This window comes from Acidimicrobiia bacterium, from assembly GCA_036271555.1.
Classification (GTDB): domain Bacteria; phylum Actinomycetota; class Acidimicrobiia; order IMCC26256; family PALSA-610; genus DATBAK01.
Genome location: DATBAK010000030.1, coordinates 13,655 through 40,115, shown reverse-complemented (window position 1 = coordinate 40,115; position 26,461 = coordinate 13,655). Strand labels below are relative to the sequence as shown.

At 70.9% G+C, this 26,461-nt stretch carries 27 protein-coding genes; 15 read left to right on the top strand and 12 right to left on the bottom strand.

Features of this window, described 5'->3' with window-relative positions:
- Positions 1–47 precede the first annotated feature (47 nt).
- Positions 48–401, top strand: a complete 354-nt coding sequence (locus VH914_08965; protein HEX4491319.1) for a hypothetical protein — start codon at positions 48–50, stop codon at positions 399–401.
- A gap of 7 nt (positions 402–408) precedes the next feature.
- Here VH914_08965 and VH914_08960 read toward each other — a convergent pair whose 3' ends face one another.
- Complete coding sequence (locus VH914_08960) at positions 409–603, bottom strand: hypothetical protein (GenBank protein ID HEX4491318.1); 195 nt, start codon at positions 601–603, stop codon at positions 409–411.
- On the bottom strand, positions 600–980 hold the full coding sequence (locus tag VH914_08955; GenBank protein HEX4491317.1) for a heavy metal-binding domain-containing protein: 381 nt from the start codon (positions 978–980) through the stop codon (positions 600–602). Before VH914_08955 ends, VH914_08960 begins: the two co-directional genes overlap by 4 nt.
- A gap of 68 nt (positions 981–1,048) precedes the next feature.
- Between VH914_08955 and VH914_08950 the strand changes: the two genes are divergently transcribed.
- Genes VH914_08950 through VH914_08935 form a run of 4 tightly spaced genes read left to right on the top strand, consistent with a single transcriptional unit; the run spans position 1,049 to position 4,481 of the window.
- The gene (locus VH914_08950; protein HEX4491316.1) at positions 1,049–1,894 is read left to right on the top strand and encodes a PD-(D/E)XK nuclease family protein; all 846 of its coding nucleotides are present in this window, start codon (positions 1,049–1,051) and stop codon (positions 1,892–1,894) included.
- A complete protein-coding gene (locus VH914_08945) occupies positions 1,894–2,442 on the top strand; it encodes a phosphatase PAP2 family protein (protein ID HEX4491315.1) in 549 nt (182 codons plus the stop codon). Before VH914_08950 ends, VH914_08945 begins: the two co-directional genes overlap by 1 nt.
- Before the next feature lie 41 nt (positions 2,443–2,483).
- Positions 2,484–3,071, top strand: coding sequence for a DsbA family protein (locus tag VH914_08940; GenBank protein ID HEX4491314.1), 588 nt, complete (start codon positions 2,484–2,486; stop codon positions 3,069–3,071).
- Positions 3,072–3,098: 27 nt separating this feature from the next.
- The gene (locus VH914_08935) at positions 3,099–4,481 is read left to right on the top strand and encodes a wax ester/triacylglycerol synthase family O-acyltransferase (protein HEX4491313.1); all 1,383 of its coding nucleotides are present in this window, start codon (positions 3,099–3,101) and stop codon (positions 4,479–4,481) included.
- 81 nt (positions 4,482–4,562) lie between these two features.
- On the opposite strand, the gene VH914_08930 is transcribed toward VH914_08935, so the two are convergent.
- Together VH914_08930 and VH914_08925 are read right to left on the bottom strand one after the other, a co-directional pair.
- On the bottom strand, positions 4,563–5,693 hold the full coding sequence (locus tag VH914_08930; GenBank protein ID HEX4491312.1) for a dienelactone hydrolase family protein: 1,131 nt from the start codon (positions 5,691–5,693) through the stop codon (positions 4,563–4,565).
- Positions 5,690–6,298 (bottom strand): pentapeptide repeat-containing protein, encoded by a 609-nt coding sequence (locus VH914_08925; protein ID HEX4491311.1) that lies wholly within the window; start codon positions 6,296–6,298, stop codon positions 5,690–5,692. The genes VH914_08930 and VH914_08925 overlap by 4 nt, the downstream gene beginning before the upstream one ends.
- A gap of 124 nt (positions 6,299–6,422) precedes the next feature.
- Here VH914_08925 and VH914_08920 point away from each other — a divergent pair, with 124 nt between their 5' ends.
- Positions 6,423–7,364, top strand: coding sequence for a ribose-phosphate pyrophosphokinase (locus VH914_08920; GenBank protein HEX4491310.1), 942 nt, complete (start codon positions 6,423–6,425; stop codon positions 7,362–7,364).
- Between the two features lie 55 nt (positions 7,365–7,419).
- Here the strand turns inward: VH914_08920 and VH914_08915 are convergent, their stop codons facing one another.
- Positions 7,420–8,370, bottom strand: coding sequence for an SGNH hydrolase domain-containing protein (locus tag VH914_08915; protein ID HEX4491309.1), 951 nt, complete (start codon positions 8,368–8,370; stop codon positions 7,420–7,422).
- 378 nt (positions 8,371–8,748) lie between these two features.
- The gene (locus tag VH914_08910; protein HEX4491308.1) at positions 8,749–9,102 is read right to left on the bottom strand and encodes a hypothetical protein; all 354 of its coding nucleotides are present in this window, start codon (positions 9,100–9,102) and stop codon (positions 8,749–8,751) included.
- 88 nt (positions 9,103–9,190) lie between these two features.
- Here VH914_08910 and VH914_08905 point away from each other — a divergent pair, with 88 nt between their 5' ends.
- The 6 genes from VH914_08905 (at position 9,191) to VH914_08880 (ending at position 14,827) form a co-directional block, all read left to right on the top strand.
- Positions 9,191–9,706, top strand: coding sequence for a sigma-70 family RNA polymerase sigma factor (locus VH914_08905; protein HEX4491307.1), 516 nt, complete (start codon positions 9,191–9,193; stop codon positions 9,704–9,706).
- The gene (locus VH914_08900; GenBank protein ID HEX4491306.1) at positions 9,693–11,237 is read left to right on the top strand and encodes a kelch repeat-containing protein; all 1,545 of its coding nucleotides are present in this window, start codon (positions 9,693–9,695) and stop codon (positions 11,235–11,237) included. Before VH914_08905 ends, VH914_08900 begins: the two co-directional genes overlap by 14 nt.
- A gap of 17 nt (positions 11,238–11,254) precedes the next feature.
- The gene (locus VH914_08895; protein HEX4491305.1) at positions 11,255–12,250 is read left to right on the top strand and encodes an NAD(P)H-quinone oxidoreductase; all 996 of its coding nucleotides are present in this window, start codon (positions 11,255–11,257) and stop codon (positions 12,248–12,250) included.
- A gap of 63 nt (positions 12,251–12,313) precedes the next feature.
- On the top strand, positions 12,314–13,501 hold the full coding sequence (locus VH914_08890; GenBank protein ID HEX4491304.1) for a steroid 3-ketoacyl-CoA thiolase: 1,188 nt from the start codon (positions 12,314–12,316) through the stop codon (positions 13,499–13,501).
- A gap of 66 nt (positions 13,502–13,567) precedes the next feature.
- Positions 13,568–13,975: a hypothetical protein gene (locus VH914_08885; GenBank protein ID HEX4491303.1), complete on the top strand. Its 408-nt coding sequence runs from the start codon at positions 13,568–13,570 to the stop codon at positions 13,973–13,975.
- Between the two features lie 9 nt (positions 13,976–13,984).
- Complete coding sequence (locus tag VH914_08880; GenBank protein ID HEX4491302.1) at positions 13,985–14,827, top strand: polysaccharide deacetylase family protein; 843 nt, start codon at positions 13,985–13,987, stop codon at positions 14,825–14,827.
- An 83-nt stretch (positions 14,828–14,910) separates the two neighbouring features.
- Here the strand turns inward: VH914_08880 and VH914_08875 are convergent, their stop codons facing one another.
- Genes VH914_08875 through VH914_08865 form a run of 3 tightly spaced genes read right to left on the bottom strand, consistent with a single transcriptional unit; the run spans position 14,911 to position 17,151 of the window.
- Entirely contained in the window at positions 14,911–15,189 is a 279-nt protein-coding gene (locus tag VH914_08875) for an SCP2 sterol-binding domain-containing protein (protein ID HEX4491301.1), read from the bottom strand.
- A gap of 10 nt (positions 15,190–15,199) precedes the next feature.
- A complete protein-coding gene (gene mca / locus VH914_08870) occupies positions 15,200–16,093 on the bottom strand; it encodes a mycothiol conjugate amidase Mca (protein HEX4491300.1) in 894 nt (297 codons plus the stop codon).
- Positions 16,094–16,113: 20 nt separating this feature from the next.
- Positions 16,114–17,151: an adenylate/guanylate cyclase domain-containing protein gene (locus tag VH914_08865; protein HEX4491299.1), complete on the bottom strand. Its 1,038-nt coding sequence runs from the start codon at positions 17,149–17,151 to the stop codon at positions 16,114–16,116.
- A 127-nt stretch (positions 17,152–17,278) separates the two neighbouring features.
- On the opposite strand from VH914_08865, the gene VH914_08860 reads away from it, so the two are divergent.
- Positions 17,279–19,177, top strand: coding sequence for a VanW family protein (locus VH914_08860; protein ID HEX4491298.1), 1,899 nt, complete (start codon positions 17,279–17,281; stop codon positions 19,175–19,177).
- A 44-nt stretch (positions 19,178–19,221) separates the two neighbouring features.
- Here the strand turns inward: VH914_08860 and VH914_08855 are convergent, their stop codons facing one another.
- Positions 19,222–21,717, bottom strand: coding sequence for an HAD-IC family P-type ATPase (locus tag VH914_08855; protein ID HEX4491297.1), 2,496 nt, complete (start codon positions 21,715–21,717; stop codon positions 19,222–19,224).
- An 80-nt stretch (positions 21,718–21,797) separates the two neighbouring features.
- Here VH914_08855 and VH914_08850 point away from each other — a divergent pair, with 80 nt between their 5' ends.
- Together VH914_08850 and VH914_08845 are read left to right on the top strand one after the other, a co-directional pair.
- Entirely contained in the window at positions 21,798–22,994 is a 1,197-nt protein-coding gene (locus tag VH914_08850; GenBank protein HEX4491296.1) for a Gfo/Idh/MocA family oxidoreductase, read from the top strand.
- Between the two features lie 196 nt (positions 22,995–23,190).
- Positions 23,191–23,865 carry a rhomboid family intramembrane serine protease gene (locus VH914_08845; GenBank protein HEX4491295.1) on the top strand — a complete coding sequence of 225 codons (675 nt, stop codon included), beginning with the start codon at positions 23,191–23,193 and terminating at the stop codon, positions 23,863–23,865.
- Positions 23,866–23,877: 12 nt separating this feature from the next.
- Here VH914_08845 and VH914_08840 read toward each other — a convergent pair whose 3' ends face one another.
- Positions 23,878–25,077 carry a TrkA C-terminal domain-containing protein gene (locus VH914_08840; protein ID HEX4491294.1) on the bottom strand — a complete coding sequence of 400 codons (1,200 nt, stop codon included), beginning with the start codon at positions 25,075–25,077 and terminating at the stop codon, positions 23,878–23,880.
- Positions 25,078–25,134: 57 nt separating this feature from the next.
- Positions 25,135–26,412 carry a magnesium transporter gene (locus VH914_08835; GenBank protein HEX4491293.1) on the bottom strand — a complete coding sequence of 426 codons (1,278 nt, stop codon included), beginning with the start codon at positions 26,410–26,412 and terminating at the stop codon, positions 25,135–25,137.
- Positions 26,413–26,461 lie beyond the last annotated feature (49 nt).

Here is a 26,461-nt window from a genome sequence, read left to right as displayed (position 1 = left end):
GCGGCCGGCGACCAGCGACCGGAGCGATCGCAGACGGGTGGGCGTCCATGACCTCGACGATCACGACGACCGATCAGGTCGGCGCCCGGACGCCGACGCGGGGACCCGCTGTCGCCGCGGTGTGCGTCGCCGCGGTGTGTGTCGTGCTCGGCTTCGCCGCACGCGGTGACCATCACCACGGACTCACGACCCGCGTGTACACGGGCACGATCACGATCGTGTCGGCCGACCACAACGCGATCGCGCTCGACATCGCGTCCGGCGCGCACGGGGCCGGCAACGGCTTCGCGTTCGCGCCCCGCGTGCACGACGACGGGCTCGCAGTCGGTCAGCGGGTCGCGCTGTACACGGTCGACGTTCCGGGCCGCGGCGAGGAGATCGTCGACGTCCGTCCCGAGTAGGGGCGCCTCACTCGGGCACGTAGTGGCGGGCGCCGGCGGTGTCGAGCCACACCCGCATGAGCCGGCCGGTCGACGGGTCGCGGAAGCGCTCCTCGGTCGGCGACCAGCTCGAGTGCGGCGCGTCCGACTCGCCGTGCCGCTTCACGAACAGGCTCACGACCAGGATGACCGCGAGGATCGCGATCACGATCAGCCCGATCACGACCCGGCTTCGATGACGACCGCGGTGCCGTAGGCCACGATCTCGGTCATCGTCTGGCCGATCTCCGACGAGTCGAAGCGCACGCCGATCACCGCGTTGGCGCCGACCAGCATCGCGTTCTCGACCATGCGGTCCATGGCGTGACGCCGGCTGTCCTCGAGCAACTGCGTGTACTGCTTCACCTCGCCGCCGACGAGCGAGCGGAACCCGGCCGCGATGCCCTTGCCCATCCCCATGCTGCGGACGACGAGCCCGAAGCACGTACCGAGCGACTTGGTGATCCGCGCGCCCGGGATCTCGAACGCGGTGGTCGTGGGCACCGCGAGCTGGTGCCCCGCGGAACCGCCGCCGAAGTACCCGATGTCCTGGTCAGCCATGGAAAATCAGGCTACGCGCCCGCCGCGATTGGCACGTCGATGTCGTAGGCCCGTTGTATCGTCCGCTCATGGGCCTGCCGATCCCACAGACGCTGTCACCGAGCTCGATGGGCTGCTATACGAGCTGCCCGCTGGCCTTCAAGTTCTCGTACGTCCAGCGTCTTCCCGAGCCCCCGTCCGCACCCGCGAGCAAGGGCACGCTCGTGCACCTCGCGCTCCAGCACCTGCACTGGCGGCCGCCCGAGCAGCGCACCCTGGCCGCCGCGCTCGACGACCTCGGTCGCGCCTGTCGCGATCTCGAGAACGACAGCGAGTTCACCGGCCTCGAGCTCACGGCCGAGGAGCTCGACACCTTCCGCGCCGACGCGGAGGTGCTCGTGCGCCGCTACTTCGAGCTCGAGGACCCCACGAGCGTCCGCACGATCGGCGTCGAGCTCAAGCTCATGGCGCAGCTCGAGAAGGTCACGTTGCGCGGCATCATCGACCGGCTCGAGCTCGACGAGAACGGCGACCTCGTCATCACCGACTACAAGACCGGCTCGACGCCGTCGGAGCGGTGGGAGCAGAAGAGCCTCGCGGGCGTGCACGTCTACTCGGTGCTGTGCGAGCAGGTCTTCGGCCGGCGCCCCGCGCGCGTACAGCTGCTCTACCTGTCGAAGCCCGAGGCGATCATCGCCGAGCCGTCCGACGTCTTCATGCGGGGCGTCAACCAGCGCTCGGGCGCGGTGATGGAAGCGGTGCGTCGTGCGTGCGCGCGCGACGACTTCCGCCCCAAGGAGAGCGCGCTCTGCAACTTCTGCAACTTCCGTGAGTTCTGCCCCGCGTTCGGTGGGAACCCCGAGCAGGCCGCGGTCGTCATGAAGGAGCGCGCCGAGACCGCGGCCGGCCGGCCGCCGCTTCCGCTCGCGGTCTGATGCCGGGCGCGACCGCCCGCTTCGACGCTGCCGTCGAGGACGCGGTCGAGGCGATCCGAAACCCCGCGCTCGACCACGTCTTCTACGCGCTCTCGGCCGCGGCCGATCACAGCAAGCTCTGGCACGGGATCGGTTGGGTACGCGGTGTCGCGACCGGGCGGCGCGCGGAGGCCCGTCGTATGTCGAGCGCGCTCGGAATCGAGTCGTTCCTCACGAACGTGGTGATCAAGAGCGTCGTGGGACGCGTGCGGCCCGAACGGCCCGCGACCGAGGGTCCGCTCCCCTACAACATGCGTGTCCCCATCACGAGCTCGTTCCCGTCCGGCCACGCGACCGCGGCGTTCACGGCCGCGGTGTTCCTCTCCGACGACGGCGCGCAGCTCGCGCCGCTGTGGTTCACGGTCGCGGGCGTGGTCGCGTTCAGCCGCGTCTACGTGCGCATGCACCACGCCTCCGACGTCGTCGCGGGCGCCGCGCTCGGCCTCGCGATCGGCAAGACCCTGCACCGGATTCTGGGCCCTGCCGGGCGTGGAAGACTCGGCGGGTAGGACGCCACCGTTCGCTACCCACCCCCCGGGAGGCGCGTGCCATGAGCCGCCAGATCGCTGTCACCTTCGACTACCGCTGCCCCTTCGCCCGCAACGCACACGAAGCGGTCGTGAACGCGCTCCGCGAAGGCACCGACATCGACTACCGGTTCCAGGCGTACTCGCTCGACCAGGTGCACGTCGAGGAAGGCAGCCCCGCGGTGTGGGACCGTCCCGCCGACGAGCGCGGCGGCGGCGTGCTCGCGCTCGAGTGGGGGATCGCGATCCGCGACCAGTTTCCCGAGCAGTTCCTCGACGCGCACGTCGCGCTCTTCGCGGCCCGCCACGACAAGGGCCTCCAGCTCAAGGACGAAGCGGTGCTGCGCGACGCGGCCGCCGGCGTCGGGATCGACGTCGACGCGGTTGCAGCCGAGGTCGCGACCGGCCGGCCGCTGAAGGCGCTCGCCGCCGAGCACACCGAGGCGGTCGATCGCTGGGCGGTGTTCGGCGTGCCGACCTTCTGCGAGGGCGAAGAGGCCACGTTCATCCGCTTCATGGAGCGGGGCCGCGCCGACGACCTCGCGCGGGCGGTCGAGCTGCTCGACTGGAGCCGCTTCAACGAGTTCAAGCGCACACGCGTGCCTCGCTAGCGCCCAGGCGCTAAGACTGTCCGCACCATGAGCCTGCGGATGTCCGACTCCGAAGCGATCATGTGGGCGGTCGAGAAGGACCCCGCGCTCCGCTCGGACTTCTGCAATCTCACGGTGCTCGAGTCGTCACCCGATCCGGATCGCCTGCGCGCCAAGCTCGACGACGCGCTGCGTGCGATCCCGAAGCTGGGCCAGCGCGTCGTCTCCGCGCCGCTGCGCATCGTGCCGCCGATGTGGGTCGACGATCCCGATCTGGATCTCGACTACCACGTCCGCCGCGTCGCTGCGCCCGAGCCCGGCGGCATGCGCGAGCTGCTCGAAGTGTGCGCCGCGCTCGCGGAGGCACCGTTCGACCGTTCGCGTCCGCTGTGGGAGTTCACGGTCGTCGACGGCCTGAGCGGCGGCCGCACCGCGATGCTCCAGAAGATGCACCACACGATCACCGACGGAGTCGGTGGTCTGAAGCTGTCGCTCGCGCTCGTCGACTTCGAGGCAAAACCGGCCCGACCGACCGACGAGCTTCACGACGACGGCGCGGCCCGCGACGTGTCGCGACCGTCGCCGCTCGGAGTGCTCCGCGATGCAGTCGGCGACGCGGTCGGCCGCCACGTCGCGACGGGACGATCGGTCGCCGCGACCGCGGGGCACGTCGTCACCCACCCGACCGAGGCGCCGGCGAACGCGCGCGGCGCACTCCGGTTCGCGGGCTCGCTGCGCCGGCAGGTGCTCGTCACGGGGTCGGCGCGCTCGAGCGTGCTCACCGGACGATCGCTGCGCCGTCATCTCGAGGTGTTCACGGTCGCGCTGCCGGTCGCGCGCGCGGCCGCGAAGCGCTTCGGCGGGACGCTGAACGACGTGTTCGTGACCGGGGTGACGGGCGGGCTCGGCCGCTACGCGCACAAGCTCGGCGGCATCGCCGACGAGCTGCGCATGGCGATGCCGGTGAGCACGCGCGAGCGCGGCGAGCAGGCGGCCAACCGGTTCGTGCCGACGCGGCTCCTGGTACCGACCGATCCCGACGACGTCGCGACTCGATTCGCGACGATCTCCGAGCGACTGCGCGACACGCGCGAAGAACCCGCGCTCTCGGCGGCCGAGCTCCTCGCGGGGTTCGCGTCGGGTTTGCCGACGTCGATGCTGGTCGCGGCGACGCACTCACAGACGCGCACGATCGACTTTGCGACGTCGAACCTGCGCGGCAGCCCGGTCCCGCTCTACCTCGCGGGTGCGCGCATCCTCGCCAACTACCCGTTCGGGCCCCGTACCGGCTGCGCGCTCAACGTCACGTTGCTCTCCTACTGCGACGAGCTGCACATGGGGCTGAACATCGACCCCGCGGCCGTCACCGACGTGCCGCTGCTCATGGATTGCATCGACGAGTCGTTCACGGAGCTGCTCGAGCCGCGCTGACCGAAGCGGGCGCGCCGCGAGCATGCGACCTCGACCGCTCCCGCCCCGCGTCACGGAGGACGAGCTCCGCGAGCCCGACCATCAAGGGTGGTGCTCGTAGGTGAGCGGCAGCATCGGGAACGCGCGGGCGATGCCGTCTCCGAGCCCGACCGGTTGCTTGTCGATGCCAAAGGCGGAGCGGAGGAACGCGACCGTGAAATGCGTGATCACCGGCCACGCGACCAAGGGATCGACCTCGTCGGGATAGCAGCCGTTCTGCGCGAGCTCGAGCAGACCGCCCGGATTCTGTGGATCGCGCTCGTCGCCGCCCGGCGTCAGCTGACCGCTCGCGCGCAGCCCTTCGCACTCGTCGACGAAGGTCGCGTGGCCCGCGCCGCCGCCGAGCAGCACGAGCGCGCGCCGTCCCGTCAGCCGCGCGTAGATGCTCTGCTGGACACTCGCGCCGAACTCGAGATCGTGCTGCGCGCCGATGAGCATGACCGGCTTCGAGGGCAGCGGCGTGCTCGGCACGGTCGACGCCCACGCAACCGCGGCCTTCACGTCGCGCCGCGAGAGCGCGGCGAGCGCGGTGCCGCCCCCCTGCGAGTGCCCGACCGCGGCGACCTGCGAGAGCTTCATGTACGGACCGACCGCGGGATCGCGCGCCGCCGCGAGCATCGCCGTGTGCAGCACGGCTGCATCGCGCGTGTTGTTCGAGGTCGCGTGGTTCGTGATCAACGCGTACGTGTCGCGCTCGACGTGATCCGGCGCGATCACGACGAAACCCCACGACGCGAGATCCGCCTCCAGCGTCGCGTTCACGAGCGGCTGCGCGCCGTAGCCGTGACTGAACAGGACGACGGGGAACGGCCCGAGCGCAGGCGGGAGGTCGCGATACGCGGGGATCGTCACCTGCTCCGCGACCGGAGTGGGCTCCGCCGGCGCCGACGGCGGACGCTCGGGCGCGCGGATGTCGTACCAGGCCTGCTTGTGGTCCTTCTCGCTGCCCGGCTGACCCGGCAGGAACACGTCGACGGGTCGCGTGCCGGCGCGCAGCGTGTGGAACGAGGCCGGGTACGGACCCGCCTTCGCGTACGCGGGGTTCGCGGCGGGCGACGGCGCAACCGTCGTGGTCGTCGCGCTCGACGCCGACGAGCTGCTGCCCTTCCCGCACGCGCCCGCGAGCAGCCCCGCGATCACGACCATCGAGATCGACCGCGCCGAGATCGTCACCCGTCGTCGTCGATCGTGATGTGGTGATCGGCGAAGATCGCGAGCGCGAGCGGCAGCACCTGCTCGGTTCCGATCACCACGCCGCGCAGCGCGCCCGCGCCCTGCAGCCCTTCGATCTTCGAGCCCGTGAGGCGCGTGCCGGTGAGCTTTGCCTTCGTGACGTCGCCGGCGCGCAGGTCGCAGTCGACGACCGCGCCCGCCTTCATCGTCATGCCCGTGAGGTCGGCGCGTGCGAGCGAGCAGTCTTCGAGACGCACGCGCTCGCAATTCGTGAAGCGCAGGTTGGCGTCGTCGAGCTTGCATCCGGTCATGCCGACGTCGCGCAAGGTGCTGTCCGACAACACGACGCCGGTCATGCGGCACCCGCGCATCGCGACGCGCAGCATCGAGCACTCCGTCGCGATGAGTCCCGAGAGCTCGCAGTCGACGAGCTCGACATCGGTGAGCCGCAACTGCTCGAGTCGGGCGCCGGTGAGGCTCACCCCGCGCAGGCGACATTCGTTCAGCGAGACGTGATCGGCCTCGACTCCGGCGAAGTCGAGCGCTTCGATCGACTGCGCGATCCATTCGGCGTCGGGGTCGATGCCGTCGGGTCGTGTGGGCACGAGGGCCCTACCGAGTCGCGGTGCGGCAACGTTGGTGATTCCGGCCCCCGCGCCCGTCACGACGAGCAGTATGGCGCGGAACCGGGCCGAGCCGACGAGGCGGTTCCGCCTCTAGGCTGGCCGCGTGGCCGACGACTTCCTGCTGTTCGCAGGCTCCGCAAGCCGGCAGCTCGGCGCGTCGATCGCGGCCTACCTCGACCACCCGCTCGGCGCGAGCGAGACCCTGCGCTTCTCCGAGGGCAATCTCTTCGTGCGCGTGCTCGAGAACGTGCGCGGGCGGCACACGTTCATCGTGCAGGGCACCGCGTTCCCCGCGAACGACAACTTCATGGAGCTGTTGTTCTGGATCGACGCGCTGAAGCGCGCGAGCGCGGCATCCGTCACCGCGGTCCTCCCGTACTTCAGCTACGCGAAGGGTGACAAGAAGGACGAGCCCCGCGTGTCGATCCGCGCGCGCGTGTGCGCCGACGCGATCGAGAGCGCGGGCGTCGATCGCGTCGTCACGATGGATCTGCACGCGCCGCAGCTCCAAGGCTTCTTCCATGTGCCCGTCGACGACCTCTACGCGATGCCGATCCTGTGCGAAGCGATCAGCGCCAAGGACCTTCCCGATCTCGTCGTCGTCGCGCCCGACGCGGGCTTCGCGAAGAAGGCGATCGCCTTCGCCGACCGGCTCGGGACGTCGTACGCGATCGCGGAGAAGCGCCGCGTCGACCACAGCGAGACCGCCGAGGTGACCGAGCTCATCGGTGACGTCGCGGGTCGCACCGCCCTCATCGTCGACGATTTCACGATCTCTGCGGGATCGCTCGCCGACGCCGCACGCGTGCTCGCGGAACGGGGTGCGGCTTCGGTGTACGCGGCGGTCACGCACGGGCTGCTCACGGAGACCGCGGTCGAGCGGCTCGCGCGCAGTCCGATCGAGCGGTTGTTCATCACCGACACGGTCGAGACGCAGCCGGTCACGCTCCCCGACCACGTCGAGGTGGTCTCGGTCGCGGGCCTGTTCGGCGAGGCGATCCGCCGTATCTCGAACCGCGAGAGCATCAGCCTGCTGTTCGGTTAGATCTCGCTCGCGCCTTCGGCCGCGCGGAACGAGGGTGTCCGATGGAGCGAGCGAATCAACGCGGGTTGGGTGCCTGGCCGAGCACGATCGGCATCACCCAGTTCGACACGGCGAGCGCGCCCGCGAGCGAGAAGTGCGCGCCGTCGGGACGCGGCGTCGCCACGCCGCCGAAGCTGCTCATCGGTCCGTTCGCGCAGATCGCGCGATCGAGATCGACGACCTTCACGGCGGGGTTGGATGCCGCGAGCGCGGGGATCGTGTGATGGTCGACGTCCCAGAGCGCCATGCCCGGCCGGTTCTCGACGCGCTCGCACGGGATCGTGAACCACACGATCGGCGCATCGCGCGCGCTGAGCTCGTCGGCCGCGGCGCGGTACTCCGAGAGCTGCCACGCGTCGAGCGCCTGCGCGCCCGGCGCGAGGAAGTCGGCGCGGCCGGGAAGTTGGCGGGGCGAGACCTCCCAGATCGAGAAGAGCACGAACGTGACGTCGGGGTCGAAGTCGCGCACCGCGTCCTTCCAGCGTTGCGTCCAGTCGCAACCCTCGCTGGCCGCGTGCGTGAACAGGCCCTGCACGATCGGAAGTCTCCGGCCCAGCGGGCAGTAGAAGCGCGCGAGGTCGAGCACTTGCGCGTGTCCGTTCTGCGCGGCCCACTGTTGAAGGCCCTTGCCGAAGCTCACGCCGACGGAGTCGCCGACCACCAGGATGCGCAGCGGCCGGCTCCCGACGCCCGGACGGATCAACGGAGTCGGATGGGGTGCGGCGACGGTCGTCGGGGCCGGCATCGGCGAGTGCGCGAGCACGGCATCGAGCTGCGCGGTCGCATCATCGAAGACGGCCCTCGACGTCGCGCGCAGCGAGTGCGAGGGCAGCGCGGTCGGCGCGCCGGTCGACCAGCGCGCGTACCCGGCGATCGCGGCGCCAGTGATGACCGCGGCCGCGCCGACGACAGCGATGGTCGCGAGCAGCCCCCGCCTCGGCGCGCCGGCAGCGCTCCGCCCGAACACGTCCCTCCCCCCGGAGCCGACCTGAAGCGCACCTTCTACCCAGGTGGGGGTCCCGCAATCCAGACGACCCTGCCGGGCGGACTCACCAGAACGGACGGGTCGCCACGCGGCCCGTCCGACCCGCAACCTGAGGCGTCAGGAGCGGCGAGCGCCGCGAGTGCGACCAGAAGCGCGGACGGGCGCACCCACCAGAACGGACGGGTCGCCGCGCGGCCCGTCCGACCCGGAACCTGAGGCGTCAGGAGCGGCGAGCGCAGCGAGTGCGACCAGAAGCGCGGACGGGCGGACTCACCAGAACGGACGGGTCGCCGCGCGGCCCGTCCGACCCGCAACCTGAGGCGTCAGGAGCGGCGAGCGCAGCGAGTGCGACCAGAAAGCTCAGCGGACGGGCGGGCCGGCGCCGTCGTCGACGACGTCGATCCACTCGGCGTAGAGCGGGTCGAGCCACGACCGATGGCGGCAGTCGCTCGCGTCGTCGATCACATAGAGGTGCAGCGTCGGCGCCTCGTCGGCGAGCTCGACGACGTCGCGCGCCCGGGGAAACGGCGGCGACACGTCGACGAGGTCGACGAGCGCGACCGCGGCGATCACGCGGCTGTGACAGTCGGGGCAGGCCGAGACGGTTGCGGCCTCGAGGCCCGCGGTCGCCGCGAGCAGGGCCGCGGCGTCGGCCGCGTCGAGGCCGACCTCGTTCTGCTCCTCGTCGACGATGCGCAGCGCCGGCTCGGACACGCCCGGGACCGTAGCGGCTCGGACCCGCCGGCTCCGACCCGCCGGGCGGTTGACTGGGTGTGACACATCGGCGGGCGTCGGGGGCTCTATGGGACGCGTGGACGCGGTGGGGCCCGGACCCGAGCCGGAGATCGACGGTTCGTTTGCGGCCTTCGTGGACCGCAGCTCGCCCGCCCTCCTCCGCGCACTGGTCGCCGGGTTCGGGCCCGACATCGGGCGCGAGGCCACCGTCGACGCCCTGGCCTGGGGGTGGGAGCACTGGGAACGAGTCGGACCGATGCGCAACCCCGCCGGCTACCTCTACCGGGTCGGCCAGACCCAGGCGCGCCGGGCCCTACGCCGGGCGAGCCGCGAGGAGCCGAGGTCGACCCTCGCGAACGAGCGGCCCTACGAGGACATGCTCGGCGACCCGGAGCTCGAACGTGCGCTCTCCCAGCTCTCGCCGCGCCAGCGCGCCGCGGTCATCTTGGTGATCGGGCACGACCTGTCGCAGCGCGAGGCGGCGGAGCAGCTCGGATGCTCGGTGTCGTCGCTGCGCAACCACGTCGACCGCGCGTTGCGGCACCTGCGCGTGCAGTTGGGAGTCGTCCGTGACGATCGATGACGCACTTGCTCACCGCGTACGCGCGCACGCGCGCCGACTCGCGGCCGCGACGACGCCCGTGTCGCTCGACGAGGTCGTCGTGCCGCGGCCGGTTCGGGCGGTGCGCGCGCGACGTGGACGCGCGCTCGTCTCGGCCGCGATCGCGATGGTCGTCGTGATCGGCGCGTCGGCCGCGGTCTTGGTGGCGCGCGGATCGGGAACGAACTCCGCGCGCACGCACCGTGCGACGCAACCGATGGCGAATGGTCCGCTCGCCGGGCGCGGCTCGTTCACGAGCGTGTCGACGGGAACGAAGTTGATCGTGTGGGGCGGCGCCACGCTGAAGAACCACCCGTTCGGCGACGGCGCGCTCTACGACCCGGTGACGAACCGCTGGCACCCGATGGCGCGCAGCCCGCTCGCGGCGCGCCAGGGCGCAACCGCGGTGTGGACCGGGCACGCGATGTTCGTATGGGGCGGGCTCGATCCCGTGCACGACCGCTGGTTCCGCGACGGCGCGCTGTACGACCCCGCGACCGATCGGTGGACGAAGATCGCCGCGGCACCCATCGCCGGTCGAGAGCTCGCGAGCGCGGTCTGGACCGGACGCGAGGTGGTCGTGTTCGGCGGCACGGTGAGCGCGGGTTCTCGAGGAGCAGGGACCGACATCGGCGACGGCGCGCGTTTCGATCCGGCGACGAACACGTGGCACGAACTCCCACCCGCGCCGATCCCGCTTCCCGAGGCGGCGGGTCTTGTGTGGACCGGGAGCGAGGTCATCGTCGTCTCCGGTGCGGGCGTGCCGGGCGCCGCGGTCCCCGTCGCCGCGTACCGGCCCGCGACGAGCTCGTGGACCAAGCTTCCGACCGCGCCGAACGGGGGCCAGCTCGCGTGGACCGGCCACGCGCTCCTGCTGTTGAACGAGTTCGAGCGCGCGAACACGACCCCAGGCTCGGCGACCCACGTCGTCCACTCGCTGGCACTGATTCCCGGCCAGGACGCGTGGCGGCAACTCGCGGACGCGCCCAAGGTCATCGACTCTCAGCTCGGCACGACGGCGACGTGGACGGGCTCGATCGCGCTGCTCCCCGGCACCACGACGAGCCTCGCGTACGACCCCGCGACCAATTCATGGCTGCGGTTGCCGGCGGTCCACACCTACGTCCGCGGTGACCCAGCCGTGGCGTGGGTCGCAGGCCGGCTCGTGGTGTGGGGCGGACTCACGCGAGATCCGCCGCAAATCGTGTCCGGGTCGGGCGTCCTCTACTCGCCATCGCTTCCCGTCAGGACGGAAGGCGACGCCGGCGTCGACCACGCTCCGACCGTGACTGCCGCGACACCCGAGAGCCAGATCGTCGCCGTGATCGGGCCCGGTAAGACCGTCGGCTACATCGACCGCTCGAAGCCGTTGCCCGACTCGCGATGGAACCCGCCGTTGTACGAGGTCCATAACGCCGGCGGCAGCCTCATCGGCTACTTCTCGTGCCACTTCTTCACGACGACCGCGATCACGAGCGGCGCGGCAACGCCGGCGAGCTGTCGGTCTCGATAGCGGGATACGGTCGGCCGATGCGAGCGGTGACGACGGTCGGCGAGAACCGGATCGAGGTCCGTGAGCACCCCGATCCCGAGCCCGGCCCCGGGGAGGTGCTGGTCCGGGTGGCCGGGGCGGGCCTCAACCGCGCCGACCTCATGCAGCGGGCCGGCTTCTACCCCGCGCCGCCAGGCTCGCCCCCCGACATCCCCGGCCTCGAATTCTCGGGCACGGTGGAGGCGCTCGGCGCCGACGTCGACGGGCCCGCGGTCGGCACCCGCGTCTTCGGGGTCACCGGCGGCGGCGGTCAGGCCGAGCTCGCGGTCGTGCCCGCGGGTCAGTGCGCGCTCGTGCCCGATGGTCTCGACCTCGTCGCGATGGGCGGCGTCCCCGAGACGTTCGTCACCGCGCACGACGCGATGTGCACGCAGGCCGCGATCGCGCGGCACGAGTGGATGCTCGTGCACGCGGTCGGCTCGGGGGTCGGCACGTCGGCGCTCCAGCTCGCGAAGGCGTTCGGCGCGCGCGTGATCGGAACTTCGCGCACCGCCGACAAGATCGAGGCGTGCCGACCGCTCGGTCTCGATCACGGCATCGTCGCGCCGAGCACCGCCGACGGCGCGCTCGACGTCGTCGCGCTCGTCGACGCGATCCGCGCAGTCGCACCCGACGGCGTCGACGTCACGCTCGATCTCGTCGCGGGTGCGTACGCCGAAGCGAACGTCGGCGCGGCTGCGGCCGGCGGGCGCATCGTGCTCATCGGCACGCTCGCGGGCGGCAACGCGAACCTCTCGATCCTCACCGTGATGCAGCGCCGACTGCGGCTCTTCGGCACGGTGCTGCGACCGCGGCCGCGCGCAGAGAAGGCCGCGGCGACCGACGCGTTCGTACGCGACGTCGTGCCGCTGCTCGCGGCGAAGACGGTCGCGCCGGTCGTCGAAGCGGTGATGCCCCTCGCCGACGCGACCGCCGCGTACGACCGGCTCGCGACCGACGCGACGATCGGGAAGATCATCCTCGCGGCCGACTGACCCGCGGATCGGGCCGCTCCGGGCGGCGGATACGATCCGCCCGACAAGGCTCCGGGAGGTTCCATGGCTCAGCTCGCCGACACCGACGTCGTGATCGTCGAGGCCGTCCGCGCACCGTTGGGCAAGCGCAACGGCGGACTCGCGACCGTGCACCCCGTCGATCTGCTCGGCGCCGTGCAGCGCGCCGCGATCGAGCGCTCGGGCATCGACCCGGAGCAGGTGGGCCAGGTCGTCGGCGGCTGCGTCAGCCAGGTCGGCGAGCAGACGTTCAACATCGCACGCAACGCGTGGCTCGCCGCGGGCCTGCCGATGAGCGTCGCGGGCACCACCGTCGACTCGCAGTGCGGATCGTCGCAGCAGGCGACGAACCTCGCGGCCAGCCTCGTGAAGAGCGGCGTGATCGATGTGGCGCTGTCGTGCGGTGTCGAGTCGATGTCGCGTGTGCCGCTCGGCGCGGCGACACGCGGCGAGTTCGGCCGTCCGATCACGAAGTCGTACGCGGAGCACTATGAGCTCACGTCACAGTTCGAAGGCGCGGAGCGCATCGCCGACAAGTGGGGCGTCACGCGCGACGACTGCGACCGTTTCGGTCTGCAATCGCAGGAGCGCGCGCAGCGGGCCTGGGCCGAAGGCCGCTTCGAGCGCGAGGTCCTGCCGATCGACGCGCCCACACTCGCGGACGACGGCACGCCGACCGGCGAGACCCGTCACGTCGCGCGCGACGAAGGCCTGCGCGAGACGTCGCTCGAGAAGCTCGCCGCGCTCAAGCCCGTCGCACGCGAGAACGGCGTGCACACCGCGGGCTCGTCGTCGCAGATCACCGACGGCGCCGCCGCAGTGCTCATCACGACCGCGGCGCGCGCCAAGGAGCTCGGCCTGAAGCCGCGCGGCCGCATCGTCGACCAGTGTCTCGTCGGCGTCGACCCGGTGCTGATGCTCACCGGTCCGATCGACGCGACGCAGCGCATCCTCGATCGCAACCGCATGAAGCTCGCCGACATCGATCTCGTGGAGATCAACGAGGCGTTCGCGTCGGTCGTGCTCGCGTGGCAGCGCGAAGTCGGCGCCGACATGGACCGCGTGAACGTGAACGGCGGCGCGATCGCGCTCGGGCATCCCGTCGGCGCGACCGGCGCGCGCCTGGTGACGACCGCGCTGCACGAGCTCGAGCGGAGCGACACGAATCTGGCGTTGGTGACGATGTGCTGTGGCGGAGGGCTCGGTACGGGCACGCTCATCGAACGGATCTGATCGCGACGATTCACCGCGCCAATGGATCGTCCGGACGGGCTCCACGAGGATGAGACGCTGATCGACATGCTGGCCCTGCGGTTCAGCGCGGGCATGCAGGCGTCGGTCACCGAGACACCCGCGAACACGATGTACCGGCCGTCGATCTCGCAGCGGCGGTCGTACGCACGCTGGGTGCGCATCGCGAAGCGGGCGAACTTCCCGATCGCGGGACCGGAGATGGTCGTCGGTGTCACGAGCGAGCGGCTCGTCGTGTGGCGCACCGCGCTCATCCGCGCCCGGCCGCGTCGGTTCGCGGGCGCGATCCCGCTGTCGAGCATCCAGAGCGCGGGTGTGCACCGGCGCGTGTTCGCGACCGTGCTCACGCTGCTGCTCGCGGACGGCGCGATCGTCGGGCTCGAGACGCTGCACGGCAAGCGCCTGCGGGAGTTCGCGTCGACGATCCCCTCTTTCAACGACTTCAAGGGCTTGTAGCCTGCGCGCGTGACGATCCTCGCGGAAGCGCTCGGATACGCGCCCGACGCCAAGCTGCTCATCGTCAACTGCGACGACCTCGGGTCGAGCCGGGCCGCGAACGTCGCGGTCTACGACGCGTTACGGCGCGGGCTCGCGACCAGCGCGACGTTGATGGTGCCGTGCCCGTGGTCGCGCGACGCCGCGTCGATGTACCGCGGCGAGGACGTCGGCGTGCACCTCACGCTGAACTCCGAGTGGGAGACCTACCGCTGGGGTCCGATCACCCACTCCCCCAGCCTGCTCGACGGCGACGGCGGCTTCCCGCGCACCGTGAGCGACGCGTGGGACCACGCCGACATCGACGAGGTGCGCAAGGAGTGCCGCACGCAGATCGAGCGCTCGATTCTCTGGGGCTTCGACGTCAGTCACCTCGACAGCCACATGGGCACGCTGCAGCTGCGCGCCGACTTCTTCGACGTCTACCTCGAGATGGCGATCGAGTTCGACCTTCCACTGCGCATGGCCGGCGAGAGCTCGCAGCGCCAGATCGGCTTCCCGTTCCGCCGGCTCGCGGCCGAGGAGGGGGTCCTGTTCACCGACCACTTCGTGAACTGTCCGGTCGGCGCCCGGCGGCGCATCGAGCGGACCCTGTTCGACCTGCGCCCGGGCGTCACCGAGATCTTCCTGCACCCCGCGGTCGACAGCGACGAGCTGCGCAGCTCGCATCCCGACTGGGCGCAGCGCGTGGAAGACCACGCGTTCCTCACGACCGACCCGTCGTTCCGAGCGCTCGTCGAGCGCGCCGGCGCGCACCTCGTCGGCTACCGCGAGCTGCGTGACCTCCAGCGCTCCCGCCGCGCCGCCGCGTAACCGTCCCGCCCACTTTGCGACGTTCAGTGCCCTGGAGGGCTACTGAATGTCGAACGGTGCTGCGCGGTGAGCGTCGTGCTCGCTCACGCGCCCGCGAGCACCGACGCGTGGCGCGTCAGGACGGGCAGCGCGTGGAACAGCACGCCGGAGTCGCCGGCCATCTTCATCGTGCCGCGCATGAACGCGACCGACAGGTTCAGCTCGCCGTTCTTCACCAGCGCGGCGTCGGCCGGCGTGAGCGTGAACGTGACCTCGGCCGGCGTGTCGTCGACCGCGGCCGCCTCGACCTCATCGCCCGCGACGAGCACGCGCTGACGCTCGAGCTCCTTCTTGCGCTCGGCGACGACGAAGTCGACGATCATTTCTGGTCGCTCACGACGAGCGCCGCGCCGGCTCGCGCAGACCGGCGAAGAGATCCTCTTCGAAGCCGCCTTCGGGCACGGTGCCGGGAACGAGCGAGCGGGCGAGGATGTAGTCCTCCCACGGGTAGACGTCGCGGACGAGCTCGTCCGGGATCGCCATCCAGTGGCCGTCGGGGTCGACCTGCGTCGCGTGCGCGAGCAGCGCCGCGCGGCGCGCACCGAGGTGCTCGCTCACGTCGACGCGCGTCGTGAAGCGCTCGTCGCGGTCGGGCATGCCGTTCTCTTCGTCGAACCAACGAGCGAACGGGCTCTCCTCACCGCGCTCCACATAGACCGCGTGCAGCGCCTTCACCCGTTGCATCGACCAGGCGACGTAGTAGAGCTTGCTCGGCTGCCACGGCTCGCCCGCGTCGGGGAAGCGGTCGGGATCGCCCGCCGCTTCGAACGCCGGACCCGAGATCTCCCACACGCGGATGTGGTCGGGGTGTGGGTACCACTGCCGGTCCTCGTGGTACGTGATGATCACCTGCGGCCGTTCGGCGCGGATGATCTTCACGAACCGCTCGACCGCCTCGTCGAGGGGCGCGTTCGCGAAGTTGTCGGGCCGCTGGTTCGCTTCGGTGTCGGGCATGCCCGAATCGCGGTATCCGAGCAGATCCACCTGCGCGTACCCGATCGCCCGCGCGCTCGCCTCGAGCTCGGCCATCCGCACCGCGGGAAGATCGGCGCGGATCTCGGGACGTTCCATCGCTTTGTTGAGGATGTCGCCCTCTTCACCGCCGGTGCAGCACACCAGCACGTTGCGGACACCCTCCGCGGCGTACTTCGCGCTCGTGCCCGCGCCCTTCGACGCTTCGTCGTCGGGATGCGCGTGGATCTGGAGCAGACAGAGCCCGTCAGCCATCCGGCCACGGTACCGCGCGGTTACGAGGGCGCTCGACGGAGGACGTAGAGCTCGACGACGCCGATCCCACGCACCCGTTTGGGTCCGAGCCGGCGCCACGCGAACTGCGGATCCTCGGCGAGCGCGGCGTGGAAGCCCGACGACGTGAGCACGGTCCCGAGCCGCGCGCGAGCCGTGATGCGGCTCGCGAGGTTGACGACCGGTCCGTAGTAGTCGCCGTCGCGCGCGAGCACCATGCCCGACGCGACACCGACGCGAACGTCCGGCACGACCGGATCGATCGCGGCGCGTTCGGCGAGCGCGAGCGCGATGCGCGCGACGTCGTTCGGGAAGCCGACGAACATCACCTCGTCGCCGATGGTCTTCACGATGCGGCCGTTGAGCTCGGCCGCGGTGTCGTACGCGAGCACCTCGAACGCCGCGAGCAGGTCGGAAAGCTCGTGCTCGTCGAGCCCTTCCGACAACTCCGTATAGCCCGCGATGTCGGCGAAGCCGACCGCGAGATCGACGCTCGGGCCGCTCGCGGGACGCGCCAGTCGCCGCCAGACCGCGGCGCGCAACAGGAGCCGGTGCGTGTAGTCGATGAGCGAGCTGAGCCCTTCCCAGTCGGTCTCTTCGAGCAGCTCGCGCGCCGCGGTCTCCTCGTCGACACCGGTGGCGCGAATCGAGTCGAGGCGTTGCGCGACGACGTCGGCTTCGAACGACGTGAGCCGCGCGAGGCTCGCGGCGACGATCCGCACCTGATGCTCGAGGTCGGTGAAGCCGCTGTCGCCCTGGAGCCGCTCGACCGCGAACCGCAGCGCGCCGACATCGCGGTCGGTGAAGACGGTGACGTCGTCCGGAACATCGGGGAAGCCGAGCGCGCGCCAGATCCGTCCCGCGAGCTCGGAGTCGGTGCCCGCCGCGGACGCGACGCCGGCGACGTCGAAACGTGCCTGGCCCGGCATGAGCATGCGGTCGAACGCGAGGAGCGGTAGCCAGCCTTCCTCCGTCGCGCGCGCGATGTCGTCCTCGGTCGCGCCCGATTCGAGCAGGAACGCACGCAGATCACCGCTCATCGCGCGAATCGTCGCGCAAACGCGCGGGCAACGGGCGGTCGCTGCGCGACCCACCCGGCTCGGTGACTGAGGCGTCAGGAGCGGCGAGCGAAGCGAGTGCGACCATAAAAGTAGGCTCACCGCGCCGATGACCGCCCTCGTCGATCCCCCCGAGCCGGCGGCGCGCGCCAAGATGCTGCAGTGGCAGGACGTCGCCTGGGTCGCGGCGGTGTTCGTGGTCGTCCTGCTGTTCCTGGGCGTCGCCGAGCGCATCGCGTACCGCGGTCGCGTCATGCCGGGCGTGAAGATCGACTCACTCGACATCTCCGGACAGCGCGAGCTCCCCGCCTACGCGTCGATCCAGCACTTCGAGAAGAACCTCGCGCGCAAGCCGATCCGCGGTGTCGCGGACGGGCACACGCTCGTCGCCGATCCGACGTCGTTGCACCTCCACATCGACGCCCGCGCGACGGTGCGGCGCGCGCGTGAGGACGGCCGCAGTCGCAATCCCATCGCGCAGGTCTCCGGCACGATCCTGCGTCACATCCGACCCGACCACATCGACCCCGTCGTGTCGTTCGACACGCACGCGGCCGACGCGATCGTCGACCGCTGGAGCGCGCAGGTCGACAGCGGCGTGCAGGAGGGCGGACTCGAGTTCACCGGCACGACCGTCGTCCCGGTCGAGCCACGATCGGGCATGGGGATCGACCGCGACGACGCGCGCCTCGCGCTCGTCACCGAGCTCCTCGACGGCGATCGCGCGCCCTTCCACCTCGCGTACGGGCGCATCCCCGCCCGCACGACCCCTGCGCAGGTCGCGGCGGCCGCGACCAAGGCGCGCGCCATCCTGAGTCACCCGCTGACGGTGTCGTCGAGTGGTCACACGTTCGCGGTGACACCGGCGCAGATCGCGACCGCGCTCGTCACCCACGTCGACGGCGGCGACGTCGTGCTCGACGTCGACCGAGCGCGTCTCGCCACCGCGCTGCAACCGCAACTCGACACGATCGGCACCCCGCCCGTCGACGCGCGCTTCGAAGTCACGAGCGACAATCACGTCGTCGTCGTGCCGTCGCAGAACGGGCTCGAACCGGACCTCGACGCGATCGCGCACGCGATCGTCGCCAATCGCTCGACGGTGAGCACGAGCCTCGCGACGCGTCACCCCGCGCACGACACCACGTGGGCGAACAAGCTCGGCATCACCGAGGAGGTGTCGAGCTTCACCACGCACTACATCCCGGGGCAGACACGCGTCACGAACATCCATCGCGCGGCCGACATCATGAGCAACACGGTCGTGCCACCGGGCGGCGTGTTCTCACTCAACGGTGTGCTCGGCGCGCGCACACCCGAGCGCGGCTTCGTGAAGGCACCCGTGTACTACGAAGGCGAAGCCGAGGACTACGGCGGCGGCGTCAGCCAGATCGCGACGACCACCTACAACGCCGCGTTCTGGGGCGGCTATCACGTGATCTTCCACAAGCCGCACAGCGTGTACTACAGCCGCTATCCCCTCGGGCGCGAGGCGACGGTGAACTACCCGATCCTCGACCTCAAGTGGCAGAACAACTCGCAACACGGTGTGCTCGTGCGCGCGTCGTACTCGAGCTCGTCGGTCACGGTCACGCTCTACGGCAACAAGGAAGGCAAGGTCGTCGCCGAGGAGAGCGCGAACTGCCGCTCGACGGATCCGTACACGCGCTGCGTCGACATCCTGAAGCAGACGCCGTTCACCACGCAGGTCGTGCAGTGCCCGCCCAAGGATCCGAAGCTCGATCCGGCGAACGAGTGCCCGTCACTGCAGCCGGGACAGACCGACGACACCGCGTCGGGTCACACCGCGTACCAGACGCAGCTCTTCCGCGTGATCGACCAGCCCGGCCATCCCGAGATCCGCGAGCGGATCACGTGGTCGTACACGATGACGCCCGACATCGTGCTCGTCGGCGCGACACCGCCGGGCGTCACGACGACGACGAAGGTCGGCGCTCCCACCACGACGGCCGGATCGCCCGTGCGGCCCGGCCGACCCGGAGGCTGAGGCGTCAGCAGGGCGACGCTTGCGAGCCCGACCGGAAGAAATCGTCACCCGGGGTCGACACCACCGGCATCGGGTGGGCCCCCAACCACCATTCCCTGACCGTGCGGCGCGAACCGCGGCGTGCGCTCCTGCTCCGGCAGCGCGCGCTGGTCGACGGTCCACCAGCCCTCGAGCGCGACGAACGCGATCGCGCCGACGACTGCGCACCACACGAGCGCGCGCCCCGGCGGCAGGCCGAGCGCGTAGAAGTCGCGCGTCGACGGGAGCGCGAACAGCAGCACGACACCGATCGTCATCGCGACGACGAGTGCGACGCCCGCGCGGGTCAGCGGGCGCGCGAGCAGTTGCAACACGATCAGGCCGACGAACAGCAGCACGATCGTCGCGGTCGTGCGCGCCGGTGTGAGCGAGAGGTGGTTGCGGTCGCGCGCGATCCAGTACACGAGGAACGTCGAGGTCGCGACGATCGCGCCGGCCGGGAGCGCGAAGCGGATCACCCGCCGGATGAAGCCCGGGCGTGACCGCGCCGCGTTCGGCGCGAGCGCGAGCAGGAACGCGGGGATGCCGATCGTGACACTGCTCACGACCGTGAGGTGCCGGGGAAGGAACGGGTAGGGCCAGCGCGCGACGCCGACGGCGACCGCGAGGAGGATCGCGTAGACGGTCTTCGTCACGAACAGGTTCGCGACCCGTTCGATGTTCGCGATCACGCGCCGGCCTTCGGCGACGATGCCGGGAAGCGACGCGAAGCTGCTGTCGAGGAGCACGAGCTGCGCGACCGCGCGCGTCGCGGCGGCGCCGTTCCCCATCGCGACGCCGATGTCGGCGTCCTTCAGCGCGAGCGCGTCGTTCACACCGTCGCCCGTCATCGCGACCGTGTGCCCGTTCGCCTGGAGCGCGCCGACGATGCGGCGCTTCTGCTGCGGTGTCACCCGGCCGAACACCGCGTGGTGCTCGATCGCGTCCGCGAACGCGGCGTCGTCGTCGGGCAGCTCGCGCGCGTCGACGAGCTTGTCGGCGCCGGGTAGTCCGACGCGGCGTGCGACCGCGCCGACGGTGCGCGGGCTGTCGCCCGAGATGACCTTCAGCTGCACGCCCTGATCGGTGAAGTACTGCAAGGTCTCGGTGGCGTCGTCGCGCACCTTCTCCTCGAACGTCACGAGCGCGGCGGGCTCGAGACCGGCGGGGAGATCGGTCGTGAGCGGTCCGGTTGCGCCGGACGCGCTCGCGAGCACGAGCACGCGGTTGCCGGCTTCGGCAAGCTCGTCGGCGCGGCCGCGTGCCGGTGCGTCCGAATCGGGCACGACCATCTCGGGCGCGCCGAGCACCCACACGCCGTGGCCGTCGAAGGCGGCCGCGCTCCACTTGCGCGCCGACGAGAACGGCGTCGCGTCCACGCGCTTCCAGGTGGCCTCGCCGCCGAAGCGCTCGCCGATCGCGGCGAGCGTCGCGTTCGGATGCTCGTCGGACGCGAGCGATGCGAGCGCGCTCGACACGCGCGACTCGTCGTGATCGCCCAACGCGTGCAGCTCGCGGAACGTGATGACGCCTTCGGTGAGCGTGCCCGTCTTGTCGAGGCACACGACGTCGACGCGCGCGAGCCCTTCGACCGCGGGCAGCTCCTGCACGAGCACACGGCGCCGCGCGAGCGACAGGGTCGCGACCGCGAGCGCGATGCTCGTCAGGAGCACGAGGCCCTCGGGCACGATCGCCACGATCCCCGCGACGATGCCCGACAACGAGGCACGCACGCTGCGGTGGCCCTGGAACTGGCTGAACGCGAGCAGCAACGCGGTGATCGGCAGCGCCCAGGTGACGAACCGCAGGATCGTGTCGATGCCTGCGGAGAGCTCCGAGCGGACGAGCGTGAAGCGACGGGCCTCCGTCGCGATGCGACGCGCGTAGGAGTCGTTGCCGACACGCACGGCCTGCGCGAGTCCCGATCCCGCGACCACGACGCTGCCCGACAGCACGGGCTCGCTCTCGCGCTTGGCGACGGGCTCGGACTCCCCCGTCAGCATCGACTCGTCGACCTCGAGACCCTCGGCGCGCCGGACGATGCCGTCGGCCGCGACCTGATCGCCGGCGCGCAGTTCCACGAGGTCGTCGAGCACGACCTCGGAGGTCGGGATCTCGCGGTGTTCGCCTTCGCGCACCACGCACGCGCGCGGGATGTTGAGCACCGCGAGGCGGTCGAGCGCGCGCTTGGCCCGCCACTCCTGGATGATGCCGATGAACGTGTTCGTGACGAGCACGATGCCGAACAGGCCGTCCTGGAACGGGCCGACGACGATGATCACGACGAGCATCGAGCCGAGGATCGCGTTGAAGCGCGTGAAGATGTTCGCCCGCGCGATCTCGCCGAGCGTGCGACTCGTGCGCTCTTCGGCCGCGTTGGTCTCCCCACGCGCGACGCGCGCGGCGACCGCAGCCGCGTCGAGCCCCTCGGGCGGTGTCGGCGGCCGGTCGTCGGAGAGATCGAAGGCCGGCGCGCTGCCGGGCGCCGCGCTCGCGTCGGGCGTCGCGGGAGCCTCGGGCATGCAGCGACGGTAGCCCCGGGCAGCGCCGGCTCCCGGCGGTCGCGGTACTAGGTTTCCTCAGCCGACGGGAGGGCCTGCACGTGGATCGCGTACGTCTCGGAATCATCGGAACCGGCAACATCGCGCCGTTGAACGTCGCCGGGTATCTCGCGCACCCGCGCTGCGACGTGGTCGCGGTGTGCGACCCTCGCCGCGAGAAGGCCACACGCCTGGCCGAGCAGTGGGGCGTTCCGAAGGTGTACGACTCGATCGACGCGATCCTCGCCGACGACGAGATCGACGCGGTCGAGATCCTCACGCCCACGTTCATGCACAAGGACCACGTGATCGCAGCCGCGCGCGCGGGCAAGCACATCTCCGCGCAGAAGCCGATCGCGAACTCCGTCGCCGACGCGCGCGAGATGACCGACGCGGTCGCGAAGGCGGGCGTCACGTTCCGCGTCACCGAGAACGCGGTGCACTATCCGCCGCTCGTGAAGGCGCGCGAGCTCATCGCCGCCGGCGCGATCGGCACGCCGACGATGGTGCGGATCAAGACCGTCGTCGGGAAGTCCGACAACGAGTTCCAGGCGAACCTCGACCCCGAGGGCTACACGTGGCGCTTCGACGCGCACAGCCCCGGCGGTCACCTCTTCGACGACATCGTGCACAAGTACGCGGTCGCGTGCTGGCTGTTCGAGGAGCAGGTGCGCAGCGTGCAGGCGATCGTGCGCCGCGGCCCGCTGTTCTTCGAGACGCCGACCGCCGCGATCTGGGAGTACGACCGCGACGACCTGCTCGGCATGATGGAAGTCACCTACGCGCCGCGCATGCACATCCGCTCCGACTACTGGGGCGCCGACGAGTTCTTCGAGATCCAGGGCACCGACGGCTTCCTGTGGGTGACGCAGTTCTGCGGCAAGTTGCACGACCTCCCGTCGGTGATGCTCTACGAGGCCGACGGCACGCGCACCTCGTTCGCCGGGCTCGACGACGGCTACATGCGGAGCTTCACCGACATGTCGGCGAACTTCGTCGACTGCCTCCTCGACGGCACCCAGCCGAGCCTCAGCGGCGAGCTCGCGACGCGCGTGCTGCAGCTCTGCTTCGCGGTCTACGAGGCGTCGAACACGCGCGGTCCCGTCGACCCGCGGACCATCGACGACAAGGTCTCGCCGCCGTGGTGGCCGCCGACGCAGCAGGACCTGTTCCGCGATGCGTACCGGCTCGGCCAGATCCCGCCCGACATTCTGGAGAACCTGCCCGAGGAGTACCGTCGTCTCCTCGATGATGCCTGACCCCCCGGGCCCTCCCCCTCCTGCACCGCCGCCTCCGGGCGCACCCGAAACCTGCTTCCACCACCACGACCGGGAGACCGGCCGGCACTGCACGCGCTGCGGACGGCCCGCGTGCGGCGAGTGCCTGCACCAGGCTTCGGTCGGGTCGCAGTGCTGGGAGTGCATCCGCGCCGAGCGGCCGCCGACGACCGAGCGGGTGCGCCGCTCGCTGGCCGGCCGGCCGATGATCGCGACGCAGATCCTGATCGCCGCGAACGTCGTCGTCTTCCTGCTCACGAACGGCGTGAACGACAGCACCTCGAACCCGCAACTGGTGCGCTGGGGCGAGCTGACCTACAAGATCGGCGGCAACGGCGAGTGGTGGCGGCTGGTCACGTCCGGCTTCATCCACTTCGGCGTGTTCCACATCCTGTTCAACATGCTCGCGCTGTACTTCATCGGGATCGTGCTCGAACCCGCGATCGGACCGTGGCGGTTCTGCGCGATCTACGGCGCGTCGCTGCTCGCCGGGTCGCTCGGCGCGATGGTGTCGATGTCGATCGTCACCCTCGGCGGCGGCGCGTCGGGCGCGGTGTTCGGCGTGGGCGCGGCGGCCACCGTGATCATGGCGCGGCGCGGCATCCGGTTCTGGGACACGGGTTTCGGCCCGTTATTGCTCATCAATCTCGTCGGCGACCTCTTCCTCGCCGGGATCTCGATCGGCGCGCACATCGGCGGCGCGATCGGCGGCGGGATCATCGGCTGGGTGATGGTCGAGACCGCGGGCAAGCGCTACGGGAAGTGGGTCGGCTACGCCGCGGCGGTCGTGGTCGCGGTCGTGTCGTTCGCGGTGTCGATCGCGTACGCGCACGCGCACGTGCCCGCGACCTGACCCCGCACGCTCCTACTCCGCGCCGACGCGTACCAATTCGATCTCGCCGGTCTCGTCGTCGGAGATGAGCCGGAACCCGGCCTGGTTCGCGAGATCCTCGCGGCCCTCCCACGGACCGGACGCGACGAGCTCGTCGCCGGGCTCGAGCTTCATGCCCGCGCGCGGGCGGTAGAAGTAGCGGCCGTTGCGGCGCAGCGCGAGCAGATGGAAGCCGGTGTCGTCGCCGAGCTCCCCCGAGGTGGCCGCCTGACCGTCGAGCTCCGAGCCGGCCGCGACCGGAACGCGCATGATCACGTCGTCGGTGTCGCCGAGCGCGGCGGCGAGAACGGGATGCAGCTCCTCGTTCTCCTCGACGAGCCACACCATCTGTTGCGCGGCGTCGCCGATCTCCTCCGCCGCGCCGCCCAGGTGGAGCAGGCCGCGCAACGGCGACGGGTCGACGGTCTCGGCCGCGCCCCGTAACACCCAGAGCTCGAGCCGCTCGCGCATCTCGTCGAGCCGGTTCTCGAGGCTGCTCACCTCGGACGCCAGGCCCTGGTCGTTGAAGAGCAGCGCCGAATACGCGAGACCGATGGCGGCCTCCGACACGTCCTTCATCTCGACGAGCACGTCGACCGCGCGGTCGAGGTCGCTCATCGCGGCGTCCTCCTCGAGCGTCGCTTCGCGCCACTCGGGCGCGCCGGCGAGCGTGCGCAGCTCGGGGATCCCCTCGGCGGTGCCGCGCACGATGAGCACGTCGCTCGGTCGCAGCATCTCGTCGTCGTCGGGGTCGATCAGCCACTCCTTCGCGCGGCGGATCGCGACGACGCGCAGGCCGGTCTCGGTCGGGAGCTCGGCGTCGTCGAGCGAGCGGTGCGCGAGCGCGGAGTCTTCGCGCACGCGCACGCGGTGCGAGATCTCCTGCGCCGCCGCGAGGTCGGCGACCAGCGCGGCCGGGATGCCGAGGTGGTGCGTCACGATCTTGGCGATGTCGACCGCGGCGTTGCCCATGCGCTCGATCGCCGAGATGAGGTGCAGCACACCCGACATCTCGTCGGCTTCGCGCGGCGAGCGCGCCGCGAGCACGCACACGGAACGCATCTCGTGCACGAGCTCGTTGAGGCGCTCCTCGAGCTCGTTCACCTCGTCGGCCATGTCCTCGTCGCCGAAGAAGAGAGCCGCGTAGCCGAGGTCGACCATGAGCTCGGAGGTGTCCTTCGCCTCCGAGAGCATGGCTTTGAGATTTCGAGGTTGATCGTCCATCGGTTCGAAAAGGCCTTGTGCTGTGGGCTAACGGAGTCCGACGAGCACGATCGCCAGGATAAGCGAGAACGCGCCGAAGAGGTCCAGGCTCGAGGTGACGATCGGGATGCCGTGATTGTCGGGGTCGAGGCGCAGCCGGTGGGTCATGACCGCGGCGTAATAACCGACGATGACGGCGAAGGCGGTCGCCATGACGCCGCCCACGACCGACACCTCCACCATCTTGAACAGCCCCGGACCGTGCTGGTGGGCGATGTTGGCGGCGACGTCGGCCGAGAGGCCGAGCAGCACGAACACAGGGGTCGCGTAGAGGAGCACGAGGAGGATGTCGTCGAGCGCGGCGAGGGGCGAGCGGCCGGGCCGGAGCGAGCCGAGGTGGAGCCGGGTCGAGACGCGCGCCGCGAGGATGCCGCCGAGCGCGCCGGAGTCCTCGAGGAACGGCGGGATCAACACCGACAGCGCCGGGAACGCGAGGAACGCGTCGAGCCGCTTCTCGATCGTCACGCCCGCGAGCACGTCGATCAGTCCGGCGATCACGAGGATCGGCGCCGACTCGATGACGATGCGCCGCAGGATCGGGAGCCGGCTCCGCACGCAGACGACGAGCGCGACGATGCACGCGATCGCGCAGAGGACCGCGATCAGCGGCGTCACGATGTGGAAGATGCCGTGGTGCACCTCGGCGATCCGCTGCCCGTGATGCGTGCGCATGCCGAGCAGGTAGGTCGCGGCGAAGAGGCTCGGCAGGGTCGCGACGTCGCCGGCCGCGGTGACGATCGGCGCGGCCACGTTGTCGAGGTCCCAGCGGCGCTCCGCGCACTGTGACGCGACCGCGATCGTGATCGCGAGGACCACGAGCGACGACAGCACCGCGCCGATCACCGCGACCACCATGAAGTCGATGATCGAGATCGACGTCACGTTGAACGCGACGGCGACGCCCTTGGCCAGCACCGCGAGCGCGAACGACGTCGACAACGACAGCGCGAGCGCGGCGGCGACGTTCTGACCGACGGGCGTGTCGAGCCGCCGCGAGACGCGGAACTCCCCCGTGTGGATCAGCGTGCCGAGGCGGCTGCCGAGGGCGCCGAACACGTTGCCCCGCATGCCGATCGCGGCCGGGATGAGAACGATGAGCGCCGGGAGGAGGTGGAGCGTGTTGTTGATCGACGCGAGCGTCAGACCGGCGACGAGATCCCCGGCCGAGGAGATGAAGAGCGCGCCGAAGCCCGCGCGGACGCCGGCCGCGTCGGCACGGATGACCGCGCCGAATCGCGCCGCAAGACGGCGGGGGTAACGCAGCATCTCGGACTCGGTGGTTCTGACATCTCTCGTCGTTCTTGATCAGGCAAAA